The organism is Caballeronia sp. LZ043, from assembly GCF_031451075.1.
Lineage (GTDB): Bacteria > Pseudomonadota > Gammaproteobacteria > Burkholderiales > Burkholderiaceae > Caballeronia.
The window spans coordinates 17313-28437 of the sequence record NZ_JARUXT010000014.1 but is presented as its reverse complement, the minus strand read 5'-3'; the positions used below and the strand labels follow the sequence as shown (position 1 = coordinate 28437).

Genomic DNA, 11125 nt, shown 5'->3' with positions numbered 1-11125 from the left:
CGCTGTTTCCGACGACGCGGGGCCGATTTGCATCGCGTGCGGCGTCCGCCAGTCCGCCGACGGCTTTCTGCCGTGCGGCCACGACACCATCTGAGGTCACCATGCAAGCCTCCCAAACCCAGATCGACGCCTTCCATTCGCTCTCGACGGACGACGTCAGCGCGTCGAAGCGCAAGATCCTTGACCTGTTCAAGGCTGACCGCCGGATCCTGTTGACGCGCGACGAGATCGCCGCCCGCACGAACATGCAGGTGTCGACCGTGTGCGGCCGCGTGAACGAGCTCGTGAAGGCCGAAGCGCTCGCTGTGCGCGACTCGGCGCGCCGGCCCGGCCGCCGCTGCCGCCAGCAGCTCATCGGCCTGCCGTTGGAGGTTGCAGCGTGAGCATCCAAGCAATGGCGTGGGCCATCGAACAGCAGGTCGTGACCGAGGCGCACGCGCGCCACGTGCTGCTGTGCCTGGCGAACTACGCCGACAACAGCGGGAAGGCGGCATTCCCGTCGACCGCGACGCTCATGCAGGACACGGGCATGTCGGAGAGCACCATCCGCCGCAAGCTCGATGTGCTCGAGCAGGCCGGTTTGATCGTCAAGGGAAACCAGAAAGTCGTGGCCGCCTACATCGCGCGCGGCGACCGCAGACCCGTCTGCTACGACATGGCCATGAAGAAATCACGGGGTGTCAGCCTGACAGGTCGTGACGAACGGGGTGTCACGGAGACGGGAACGGGGTGTCAGCCTGACGCCAACGGGGTGTCAGCGGAGTGCGAACGGGGTGTCACCGTGACACCCAATCCGTCCTTAACCGTCAATGAACCGTCAATGAACCAAGTACAGGCCGCTGCGCGTCCTGCTCGCGCATCGAAGCGCGCTCCTTCGAAGACTTCCATCGCTGCCGACTTCTCGATCTCCGAGCGAGTTCGCAACTGGGCAGCAGAGAAGGGCCACCGCAACCTGCAGGCGCATTTCGATTCGTTCACCGGCAAGTGCCGCGCGAAGGGCTACACGTACGCCGACTGGGACGAGGCCTTCATGGAAGCCATTCGCGCCGACTGGGCTGGGCTGAACAAGCGCGGCGCCGCGAACCGAAACGATCGATCGGCGGCCGCCGCCGCGATCTTCCCGACCTGCAACACCCCGATGGAGTACATCGATGTCTGACGTGATCGACGAAGTGCAGATCAAGCGCCTGTTCATGCTGCTGCATGGCATGTACGGCAATTCGGTGCTCGACAAGTACCGCATCGGGCAGGTCGAGAACGGCGAGGACGTCGGCATGTCGTCGGCGCGTCAGGTGTGGCTCAACGGTCTGCGCGAGTTCCCGCAGCCGATCCTGCTGAAGGCGCTGGCGAAGTGCTCGGAGAAGCACAAGACGTTTCCTCCGACGCTGCCCGAGTTCCGAGACATCTGCAAATCGCTGATGCCTCGCCAGTGGACCGCGCCCGCCGGCGCGCCGCGGCTCGAAATGAGCGAAGCGCTGCGATCGGCGCAGGTCGAGCGCGCCCGCCGCGTGATCGCGCAGACGCGGCTGGAGCGCGACGGCGGCGTGAAAACCGACGACGGGATCCGTGGCCTGCACGTGCTGATCGCCAAGGCGGTGGGCCACGCCGGCGGTGACGAGGCGGCCACGCTGCTGGCGCTCGATGCAAAGCGCGCGGGGGCCTTGTGACGAAGCGCTCTGCACCCTGGCCGATGTACGTCCCCGAGGGCACGAAGAAGGTCGGCACCGCGCGCGTGCGCGAATCCGCGCTGCCGCCGATGACGACCGCACAGCGTCGGATCTACGAGACGACCGGCAACCCGCCTCAGAACTCCGCGCTGGACGACATCGATGTCACCGACCCATTCGACCCGTCGCTCGCGCGTGCGCCGAAGAAGCCGCCGAAATACCGCAACTCGAAGTGCGAGCACGACGGCATCAAGTTCGACAGCGAGAAGGAGCGCTCACGCTGGTTCCACCTGATCCAGCTGAAGGCGGCGGGCCGCATCCGTGATCTGCGCCTGCAGGTCGCGTACGTCCTCACCGCACGCAAGCAGCGCGATGACGGCACATGGGAGCGCGCTTCGAAATACGTTGCCGACTTCGTCTACTTCGACGTCGACGCGGGCAAGGAAGTCGTCGAGGACGTGAAGTCAGTCGCGACGCGGAAGAACCGCACCTACATCCAAAAGCGTAAGCAAATGCTGGCGGTGCACAACATCACGATCAAGGAGATCTGATGGCAGGCAACAAAAAGCCGCGCAAGGCATACCGTCCGCGCGCGATCAGCCGAACGATCGGCATCGACGTCCTCGAGCGGCGCACGCCGATGGACAAGGGCCAGACAACCGATCTGGGGATCGCTTATCACGTGGCCCTCGACGAGATGCTGAAGGGGCGCGGGACGGAAGAGCATTGGTCGACGGTGGTGTGCGCGCTGAACATCACCCTCGTCCTGGCGGAGCGCGGATATGGGGAGGAACTGATCGGCACGGTGAAGCAGGCGCTCGACGGCGCGGTCCGCGCGCGCGACCGGGCGCGAAAGTGCGATCGCTGGGGCTTTGACGGAGACGCGATGAACGATGTCCGCCGGGCCATGGAACTCCATGACGAGCAGATGCGCGTCGCGACGAAGGCGGTGGTGCTGGCTGCGCTGGCAGAGGTTCATCGGCGCATCGACGCCGGCCATGTTTTCAAGGAGGCGGCGTGAGGATCTATATCGCCGGCCCGATGACGGGCTATCCGGAACTGAACTTCCCCGCGTTCCATGCCGAGGCGGAGCGGCTCCGCGCCCTGGGCTTCGAAGTCGTCAGCCCCGCCGAAGTGGACGTCGGCCCGAATCCGACGTGGCTCACGGCCATGCGCGCGGACATCAAGGTGCTCGTCGAGTGCGAAGCCATCGCGCTGCTGCCCGGCCGGGACCGCTCTCCGGGCGCCACGTTGGAACATTCGATCGCGCGCGGGCTGGGTATGCGCGTGTTCCAGGCGCGACACATCATCGGCCTCGCCGGCGGCGAAATCCCTGTGATCTCACAGGAAGCGGTCGTCGAGGTTATGGAAGAGATGGAAAGCCGTGCGAGCGCACAGATTGCGGAGGCGCAGTGAAGCGCGCCGCGCCGCTCGCGCGCACAGGGCCAATGAAGCGCTCGCCGTTCAAGACGGCGGACCGCGCGACGTCGCTGCGCCGCTCGACGCTGAAGACGCGCGTGAAGAGGCCGACCGTCGCAGAGGGCTCGAAGTATCTGGCGGCGTGCCGCGGCGAGTCCTGCTACCTGCGCGTGCTCGGCGTGTGCATCGGCCGCAACACGGTCGTGCCTTGCCATTCGAACCAGGCGCGCCACGGCAAGGGCATCGGCATCAAGGCAAAGCACGAGTTCACGGTACCGGGCTGCCAGGCATGTCATGCGTGGATTGATCAGGGGCTGGCGCCGCGCGAGGCGAAGTTCCGGCAGTGGGACGTGGCATATGCACGCTGGGAGCCGGTGCGCGCCGCGAAGATGGGTTTGATGGAGGAAGCAGCGTGAGAACGATGGAACCGATGCAGGTGCAGGCGTATGTGTTGGCGCCGGTCGTAACCGTCTTTCGACGTGGCCGTGCGAAAGGGCGGCAGGTCGTGACGAATGAGCCGAGCCCGGTACACACGACAGCGTATGGCGTGCGCCGCAAGTCGAATCTCCACGGAACCGATGTTGGCGTTGAGGTGTTGGCGTTCATTCCGCCGAACGCGCGCAGCTGGGTCGGGAAGAGAAGCAAGGCATGGGTCGACGAGGAGCATGCGTGGATCGGCTGCCTGATCCGGGACAACAAAAAGACGCTCGCCGCATTCCTCGAAAGCGGTGATCAGGAATGGCTCGCCGCAGATGCGCCGATGCCCGCAAAGCAAGGAGACGCAGCATGAACTGCAAGCCGGGAGATCTGGCATACATTGTGGACGGCGAAAATGCCGGTCACATTGTCGAGGTTTTGCAGGTAGATCTGATCTGGTCGCAAATTGAGAAGCTTCCCTATTGGGAGGTTCGTTCGTTTGTTCCGCTGTCTTGCTCCGACGCTTGGGGCCGCCCGCGCATGGCTACCGAGTGCTCGCTCGAAGATTCTCGCCTTCGCCCGATCAGCGGTGTGCCCGTCGATGACGAAGAGCCGGCGGTCGTGAACATGCCTGAAGCGTTCCAGCTTGCGCTGGGCATTGAAATGAGGGCATGGGTATGAGCGCATTCGCATACATCGAGGCATCCGACGTGCCGCGCCCGCTGATGGACAACGCGGCGCGGCGCACGGCCGACGGCGACAAGCTGATCGCCTTCATTGGTTGCCCGGTGACAGGCATCGAGCAAGACGACGGCGAGATCCAGTTCCCGTTCCCGCGCAGGCCGGAGATCCACGACCCGCTCATCAGTTGGCTGTGCCACTGGGGCCTCTCGTTCCGGGTGGAAATGTGATTCACCGCGCGCCGCGCGCCTTCCGCGATCCGCTCCAGCAGTTGATCGAGAAAGAGGGCAGCACCTGCAAGGGCTGCCCACACGAACGAACCTACGACTTCATCGGCACCATGCAAACCATCTGCGCCATCGGCAAGAACCACGGACACCGCTGCGAACAATACGGAAAGAGGACCACCATGACGACGAGCGCAATCGCCGCTGACGAGATCGACGCTGTGCTGACCGAGTGGTACGAATGGAGTCAGGCGTACGAGCCTGCCGTCGGCTACGGCCGCGCCAGTGCCATGTTCCGCGACTGCCGCAGCAGCCGCCAGTGGATGAGCTATGACGAGCTGGGCGACGTCGTCGACGGCCAGTTGCGCGCCGCGACCGGGCAAGCTGTTGAGCCGATCATCCAGAAGCTGTCGCTGGCGCATCGCATCGCGGTGATGACCGCCGTGCGCAACTTCGTCGCCGGCGTGGTCGTCTTCACGAACCCGCGCAGCCCGGCGACGCAGGACCGTGACTATGCTGATGCGAAGGAACTGATGCGACCCGCGCTTGTGGCGAAGAACCTTATCTGCGCGCGCTGATCATGTAGCTACAAATAATCCTTGCGCTGTATATAAAACGTAGCTACAATTATTTGCATGGACATCACATACGACCCGCCCAAAGACGAAGCGAACATCGGCAAGCATGGCTTGTCGCTCAAGGTGGCAGAAATGATCGACTGGTCGGAAGTCATGTCCTACGTCGATACGCGTCGCGACTACAAGGAAGTGCGTGAAGTCGGTTTTGCTCCGATCGGCACGCGCCTCTACTGCGTGGTTTTCACGCAACGTGGCGAGACGATGCATGTGATCAGCCTGCGCAAGGCAAACGACCGAGAGGTGCGCAACTATGCCCAATACGATTAAGACGCGGTCGGGCCGCGTGCTCGAATTGCCGACGCCCGAAGAAAACGAGGCAATAAACCGCGGAATCGCCGCAGATCCGGACACGTACGAAGTGCCGGCCGAGGACTTCAAGAAGATGAAGCGACTCGGCACTCGCGGGCGGCCGCGTCTCGACTCGCCGAAGGTGTTGCTATCGGTACGCTACGATGCAGACATCGTCGAGGCATTCAAGGCATCGGGAGAAGGCTGGCAAACGCGCATGAACGATGCGCTGCGCGACTGGCTGAAGGATCATCAACCTGCGTGAGGGCTATCTGTGAGTTTCTTCGGTCTGGATTCGCCGAATGACATTCTGCAAAAGGCGAAGCGCGAAAGGGCACGGCTGGCGGAGAAGATAGATGTCGATAACATCTTCAACTTCTTCGTCACCGTCAATCATATTCACGACTACGTGGATCGGCGTGCTGAGGTAACGAAGGCACACCATCAGGTTCTCAGGGCGCGTCCGGCTATGAAGCTTGCGCGCGACATTTGCAATACAGCGAAGCACGTAGAGCTCACTCATAGCGCGACAGTGGAAGGCTCGGTCTATCAGAATTCGATGTTTGCGGCCCCGTCGGAGCCTTCAACTTCGGTCCTCAGACGGTCAATTGGGTACTCCACAGCGATGGAAAGTTCGTCTGGGTTGTTGTTTTGGCAGACGAAGTGCTTCGCCTTTGGGATCAATTTTTCGTGCAACACGGCCTCGGAGATGTTGCAATCTCTTGAGGCCTATGGCATTGTTCAGGCCGTGGGGCGTTCGCTCGCCCAAAGAAAAGCCCGCTCGGTTCGCGCCGCGCGGGCTTTTTGCATTTCCGTTTACCGGCTGCCGTTCGTCTAAACTCAAGCTCTCTTCAAGACAGGAGATTGAGATGGGAATGGAGCACTATCAAGCGCGCGAGTTTGTCCGTTACGCGCAGTCGTTGAATCACTACATGGCCGAGTTGGTCAATCTGTTGAAAAGCCAGGTCGCTAACCCGGCATTCTCGGAATATGGGATTGCTAGATTGAGTGGACCAACTGGCTCGGACGCTGAGCTTTGCGTGTCGGTCCATCTTCGGAAATTGATCACGACGCGAGAGCATGTCTGGCACCGGCAAGAAGCCCGCAAGAGCCTATACGGCTGCGTCGGCATTGTCGAATTGGTTGGCGACGAACCTACAGGTGCGCCGTTGCTCCAAGTGATCGTTCGTCACGATGGGTTCGTTTCGTTCGACGGCACCATTGACATGGCCTTGCCGATCCAAGCTGAGCAAGGGTATGGCGATCAGATTGCGACGACATTCGCTCAAGATTTGTTGCTTGCGGTGCAAGCGCGCCTTCGCTCTATCCAGTAACGCTGTCTGGTAAGCCATGAACCGACCGAAACTGCGAACCCTCAAGCCGCGCCTGCAACAGGCCGCTGGCCGAGTGGCGACGATGCAGCCAGGTTCGTGGCGTACGGACAAGTCAAGCAGCACGCAGCGCGGCTATGGGTACAAGTGGCAGAAGGCGCGCGGCGCGTTCCTCGCCGCTCATCCCTTCTGTGCTTTCTGTTTGCGTGACGCAGGCATCATGGCGACGAGCATCGAGGCGATCGTACTCGCATGCACCGAGCGCCGCATCGCATTGCCGTACGCGTCAGTCGTTGATCACATGGACCCGCACCGCGGCGACATGCAGGTCTTCTGGGACAGCAGCCGCTGGCAAAGCCTGTGCGCGCGGCACCACAGCAGCGAGAAGCAACGGCAGGAAGCGCAGGGCTGAGCGACACGGCTGGCATGGTTTTTATAAATTTATAAGAATCTTATTTTTTTAAGCGAAAAAGCATCGCGAGGGCTATGGACTGCCTCATATATGAGCAGACCCTCACACTTTCGTGAAACTGTTGCGTGAAACCAACGCGTAGGGACGAATTCGCACCGAAGTGGTGCGCATTGTAGAAAGTTCCGTTGTAAAGGTGGGGGTGGGTCGAAAGTTCACAGGTAATTTCGTCCTAGACCGCCCGTTCCCGCACGGACAGAAAAAATCGCCCTTTTGAGGATTTGTTAATGGCTTTAACAGCGAAGAAACGGCTGTTTGCCGACGCTGTTTTGGCCGGCAAGTCCAATAAGGACGCGGCTGTCGAGGCAGGCTACAGCGTTAAGACGGCATCGGCCGCGGGGTCGCGCCTTGTTAAAGACCCGAGCGTCGCCTCATACCTGTCCGAACGACGAAAGAAGGGCGCGTCGAAAGCGCCACGTGCTCCGAAAGCGGCTGCGGCCGACGAAAGCGGCGCGCTCGCGGCGGAAGAGGCGGCGCGCGCGAGCGCGAGTGATGCGATGGCGAATGCCGCGCTTGCTGCCGGCTTCGATCTGACGAAGATGACGCGCTTCTCGGATCCGAAGCAGTTTCTTCTGGCAGCCATGAACGACGGCCGGACGGAACCGCGTCTGCGCGTGACGGCCGCGCAGGTTCTCATGCCCTTTATGCACCAGAAGCTTGGCGAGGGCGGCAAAAAGGATGCGAAGACGCAGGCTGCCGAGAAGGCCGCGAGCAAGTTCGCGTCGCTCGCTGCGCCGAAGCTGATCGTCAACAACCGGAAATGACCATGGACGAAATCGCAGAAGCGATCGACACGCTCGACAGCTTGATTGCGGCGTTGAGCATGCAGATGCCGGATTCGTTGCATGTGAAAGCGCTCCGCGAGAGCCTGCCGAATGTCCGCGACGCAATCAAGAGCGGGTATCTGGCGGCTGGCGGCGAGAACATGTGGGCTGACTGATTGATGGAATGGTCGACGGCATGTCCCGACTGGGCGGAACGGCTCAAGACGGGACGGTCGATCATTCCGCCGCCGATCTTTCCCGAGCAAGCCGAACAAGCGCTTGCGGTGTTCAAGGAATTAAAGATCGTCGATGCGCCGGGCAGCCCGACGTTCGGCGAGTCGTGCGCGCAGTGGGTCTTCGACCTGGTGTCGTCGATCTTCGGCGCGTACGACGCGGAGAGCGGTCGGCGGCTGATCACCGAATGGTTCGTGTGCATCCCGAAGAAGAACAGCAAGTCGACGCTCGCTGCCGGGATCATGATGACCGCGATGATCCTGAACTGGCGCATGTCGGCCGAATACGCGATCTTGGCGCCGACGATCGAGGTGGCGAACAACTCTTTCGCGCCGAGCCGTGACATGGTCAAGCACGAGCCGGAGCTCGACGATCTGTTCCAGGTGCAGACGCACATCAAGACGATCACGCACCGCACGAGCGGCGCGACGCTGAAGGTGGTCGCGGCTGATTCGAACACCGTCGGCGGCAAGAAGAGCGTCGGCACACTGGTCGATGAGGTGTGGCTCTTCGGCAAGCAGGCGAACGCCGAGAACATGCTGCGCGAGGCGATCGGCGGCCTGGCGTCGCGCCCGGAAGGCTTCGTCATCTACCTGACGACGCAGTCCGACGACCCGCCGGCGGGCGTCTTCAAGCAGAAGCTGCAATATGCGCGCGACGTGCGCGACGGCAAGGTGATCGACAAGTGCTTCGTGCCGGTCATCTTCGAGCATCCGCCTGAGATGGTGGCGCGCAAAGAGCATCTGCTGGCCGAAAACTTGGCCATGGTGAACCCGAATCTCGGCTTTTCCGTCGACGAAGCGTTCCTCCATCGCGAGTTCGCGAAGGCGAAAACCGAGAGCGAGGAGTCGTTCCGCGGCTTCCTCGCAAAGCACGCCAACGTCGAAATCGGTCTCGCGCTGCGCAGCGACCGCTGGGCGGGCGCGGATTTCTGGGAAGTCGCCGCGCATGCGCCGCGCATTACGCTCGAGCAGCTCATCGAGCGCAGCGAAGTGATCGACGTCGGCATCGACGGCGGCGGCCTGGACGACTTGCTGGGTCTCGCCGTGATCGGTCGCGAGCGCGAGACGCGGCGCTGGCTGCTCTGGACGCATGCGTGGGCGCATCCGTCCGTGTTTGAGCGCCGAAAAGAGATCGCGTCGCGGCTGCACGACTTCGAGAAGGAAGGCGACCTGACGGTCGTTGCGCAGATCGGCGACGACGTGACCGACGTGGCCGACATCGTCGCGAGCATCGAGCGCGCGGGCTTGCTCGACCGCGTCGGCGCCGACCCGGCCGGCATCGGCGGCGTGCTCGACGCGCTCGTCGAGGCGGAGGTGCCTCAGGACAAGGTCATCGGGATCTCACAGGGCTGGAAGCTGTCCGGCGCGATCAAAACGGCGGAGCGGAAGCTCGCCGAAGGCGTGCTGATTCATGGTGGGCAGAGCCTGATGGCCTGGTGCGTCGGGAATGCCCGCATCGTGCCCGTCGGCAACGCCGTGAACATCACGAAACAGGCCTCGGGGACGGGCAAGATCGACCCGCTGATGGCTACATTCGACGCGATTTCGCTGATGGCTCTGAATCCGGAGGCCATGACAAGCGCAGACGCTTTCTATAACGATCCGATCATGGTGGGCATCTAATGGCAGGGAGCAAAAAGCCGGGTCGGGTGAAGTCGGCGATCATCAATTGGCTCGGCGTGCCCATAGGTTTGCTCGACGGCACTTTCTGGCAAGAATTCTTCAGCAGCGCGACTGCGAGCGGCAAGAATGTCTCGGTGGATAGCGCGATGCAGTTGTCAGCGGTGTTCGCGTGCGTTCGACTGCTCTCGGAGACCGTCTCGACGTTGCCGCTGAAGGTCTATCGGAAGCAGGCCGATGGCTCGCGCGCATTCGCAACCGACCATCCGCTGTATCGGCTACTGAGCCAGTCACCGAACGCGGAGATGACGCCCGGACGATTCATGCTCTTCATCGTGGCGAGCATCTGCCTGCGCGGCAACGCGTTCGTCGAAAAGTTCATCGTGGCGGGCCGGATCATCGCGTTGAATCCGCTGTTGCCACAGAATATGGACGTGAAGCGGCTGGACAATGGCCAGTTGCAATACACGTACACGGACCAGTCCGGCAAGCGCGTGATCCCGGTGAAGAACATGATGCACATCCGGGGTTTCGGCCTGGATGGTGTGTGCGGCATGCATCCCATTGCGACTGGGAAGGAGCTTTTCGGCTCGGCGATGGCCGCCGAGGAAGCCGCCGCGCGCATCTTCGCGCAGGGCATGCAGGCGTCAGGGTTCCTGAGCAGCGAAGCCACGTTGAAGCCTGAGCAGCGCGAGCAGATCCGCAAGTCGCTGAACAGCTTCATGGGTTCGCAGAATGCCGGCAAGCTGATGGTGCTGGAAGCGGGCCTGAAGTACGAGGGCATCACCATGAACCCCGAGGCCGCGCAGATGCTGCAGACACGGGCGATGAACGTCGAGCTGATTTGCAGCTGGTTCAAGGTGCCACCGTTCATGATCGGGCACATGGACAAGCAGAGCAGTTGGGCTGCGAGCGTCGAGGCGCAGAACCTGCACTTCCTGACGAACAGTCTGCGCCCGTTGCTCGACAACATCGAGCAGGAGATCACGCGCTGCCTGATTGATCCGGTGGATCGAGACACGATCTACGCTGAATTCTCGGTCGAGGCGTTGTTGCGCGCCGACAGCGCGGGCCGCGCGGCCTTCTATAACGTCGCGCTGCAGAACGGCTGGATGTCGCGCAACGAAGTCCGACGCATGGAAAACCTGCCGCCGATTCCGGGCGGCGACGTGTACACGGTCCAAACGAACCTGACGCCGATCGAGCAGCTTGGCAAGGGCGACTCGCCGGCGAACGCGGCGCGCGCCGCGGTCTCTGCTTGGCTCAGCACGCTGGACCAGAATCCGGGCGCCGATCTGGATGATCGCGAGGCCGTACGCCGCGCGCAGGCCGCGCACCGCGCAGAAATCGAAGCACTCACTTCCTGAG

20 protein-coding genes are annotated in these 11125 nt (G+C 62.3%); all 20 read left to right on the top strand.

Annotated elements, in window-relative coordinates:
* Nucleotides 1-101: 101 nt before the first annotated feature.
* The 20 genes from QCE64_RS35650 to QCE64_RS35555 all read left to right on the top strand — a co-directional run bounded on the left by QCE64_RS35650 (nucleotide 102) and on the right by QCE64_RS35555 (nucleotide 11124).
* The gene (locus tag QCE64_RS35650; protein ID WP_310008995.1) at nucleotides 102-383 is read left to right on the top strand and encodes a winged helix-turn-helix domain-containing protein; all 282 of its coding nucleotides are present in this window, start codon (nucleotides 102-104) and stop codon (nucleotides 381-383) included.
* A complete protein-coding gene (locus QCE64_RS35645) occupies nucleotides 380-1159 on the top strand; it encodes a helix-turn-helix domain-containing protein (RefSeq protein ID WP_310008994.1) in 780 nt (259 codons plus the stop codon). Before QCE64_RS35650 ends, QCE64_RS35645 begins: the two co-directional genes overlap by 4 nt.
* A complete protein-coding gene (locus tag QCE64_RS35640; RefSeq protein ID WP_310008992.1) occupies nucleotides 1152-1667 on the top strand; it encodes a hypothetical protein in 516 nt (171 codons plus the stop codon). Before QCE64_RS35645 ends, QCE64_RS35640 begins: the two co-directional genes overlap by 8 nt.
* 23 nt (nucleotides 1668-1690) lie before the next feature.
* Nucleotides 1691-2218: a DUF1064 domain-containing protein gene (locus QCE64_RS35635; protein WP_404987919.1), complete on the top strand. Its 528-nt coding sequence runs from the start codon at nucleotides 1691-1693 to the stop codon at nucleotides 2216-2218.
* A complete protein-coding gene (locus QCE64_RS35630; RefSeq protein WP_310008989.1) occupies nucleotides 2218-2688 on the top strand; it encodes a hypothetical protein in 471 nt (156 codons plus the stop codon). The genes QCE64_RS35635 and QCE64_RS35630 overlap by 1 nt, the downstream gene beginning before the upstream one ends.
* Complete coding sequence (locus QCE64_RS35625) at nucleotides 2685-3083, top strand: DUF4406 domain-containing protein (protein WP_310008987.1); 399 nt, start codon at nucleotides 2685-2687, stop codon at nucleotides 3081-3083. The genes QCE64_RS35630 and QCE64_RS35625 overlap by 4 nt, the downstream gene beginning before the upstream one ends.
* A gap of 32 nt (nucleotides 3084-3115) precedes the next feature.
* Entirely contained in the window at nucleotides 3116-3502 is a 387-nt protein-coding gene (locus tag QCE64_RS35620; protein ID WP_404987921.1) for a hypothetical protein, read from the top strand.
* Between the two features lie 5 nt (nucleotides 3503-3507).
* Nucleotides 3508-3876: a hypothetical protein gene (locus QCE64_RS35615; protein WP_310008983.1), complete on the top strand. Its 369-nt coding sequence runs from the start codon at nucleotides 3508-3510 to the stop codon at nucleotides 3874-3876.
* Nucleotides 3873-4184 carry a hypothetical protein gene (locus tag QCE64_RS35610; protein WP_310008981.1) on the top strand — a complete coding sequence of 104 codons (312 nt, stop codon included), beginning with the start codon at nucleotides 3873-3875 and terminating at the stop codon, nucleotides 4182-4184. Before QCE64_RS35615 ends, QCE64_RS35610 begins: the two co-directional genes overlap by 4 nt.
* Nucleotides 4181-4414 carry a hypothetical protein gene (locus tag QCE64_RS35605; RefSeq protein WP_310008979.1) on the top strand — a complete coding sequence of 78 codons (234 nt, stop codon included), beginning with the start codon at nucleotides 4181-4183 and terminating at the stop codon, nucleotides 4412-4414. Before QCE64_RS35610 ends, QCE64_RS35605 begins: the two co-directional genes overlap by 4 nt.
* The gene (locus tag QCE64_RS35600) at nucleotides 4411-4989 is read left to right on the top strand and encodes a hypothetical protein (RefSeq protein WP_310008977.1); all 579 of its coding nucleotides are present in this window, start codon (nucleotides 4411-4413) and stop codon (nucleotides 4987-4989) included. Before QCE64_RS35605 ends, QCE64_RS35600 begins: the two co-directional genes overlap by 4 nt.
* Nucleotides 4990-5046: 57 nt before the next feature.
* Nucleotides 5047-5316 carry a BrnT family toxin gene (locus QCE64_RS35595; RefSeq protein WP_310008975.1) on the top strand — a complete coding sequence of 90 codons (270 nt, stop codon included), beginning with the start codon at nucleotides 5047-5049 and terminating at the stop codon, nucleotides 5314-5316.
* Nucleotides 5300-5602, top strand: a complete 303-nt coding sequence (locus QCE64_RS35590; protein WP_310008973.1) for a BrnA antitoxin family protein — start codon at nucleotides 5300-5302, stop codon at nucleotides 5600-5602. Before QCE64_RS35595 ends, QCE64_RS35590 begins: the two co-directional genes overlap by 17 nt.
* A gap of 9 nt (nucleotides 5603-5611) precedes the next feature.
* Nucleotides 5612-6175 (top strand): hypothetical protein, encoded by a 564-nt coding sequence (locus QCE64_RS35585; protein ID WP_310008971.1) that lies wholly within the window; start codon nucleotides 5612-5614, stop codon nucleotides 6173-6175.
* 31 nt (nucleotides 6176-6206) lie between these two features.
* On the top strand, nucleotides 6207-6671 hold the full coding sequence (locus tag QCE64_RS35580; protein ID WP_310008969.1) for a hypothetical protein: 465 nt from the start codon (nucleotides 6207-6209) through the stop codon (nucleotides 6669-6671).
* Between the two features lie 16 nt (nucleotides 6672-6687).
* A complete protein-coding gene (locus QCE64_RS35575; RefSeq protein ID WP_310008967.1) occupies nucleotides 6688-7080 on the top strand; it encodes an HNH endonuclease in 393 nt (130 codons plus the stop codon).
* 284 nt (nucleotides 7081-7364) lie between these two features.
* On the top strand, nucleotides 7365-7901 hold the full coding sequence (locus tag QCE64_RS35570; RefSeq protein WP_310008964.1) for a terminase small subunit: 537 nt from the start codon (nucleotides 7365-7367) through the stop codon (nucleotides 7899-7901).
* The gene (locus tag QCE64_RS35565) at nucleotides 7898-8077 is read left to right on the top strand and encodes a hypothetical protein (protein WP_310008963.1); all 180 of its coding nucleotides are present in this window, start codon (nucleotides 7898-7900) and stop codon (nucleotides 8075-8077) included. The genes QCE64_RS35570 and QCE64_RS35565 overlap by 4 nt, the downstream gene beginning before the upstream one ends.
* A gap of 3 nt (nucleotides 8078-8080) precedes the next feature.
* Nucleotides 8081-9760, top strand: coding sequence for a terminase large subunit (locus tag QCE64_RS35560; RefSeq protein WP_310008961.1), 1680 nt, complete (start codon nucleotides 8081-8083; stop codon nucleotides 9758-9760).
* Nucleotides 9760-11124 carry a phage portal protein gene (locus tag QCE64_RS35555; RefSeq protein WP_310008959.1) on the top strand — a complete coding sequence of 455 codons (1365 nt, stop codon included), beginning with the start codon at nucleotides 9760-9762 and terminating at the stop codon, nucleotides 11122-11124. Before QCE64_RS35560 ends, QCE64_RS35555 begins: the two co-directional genes overlap by 1 nt.
* Nucleotide 11125 lies beyond the last annotated feature (1 nt).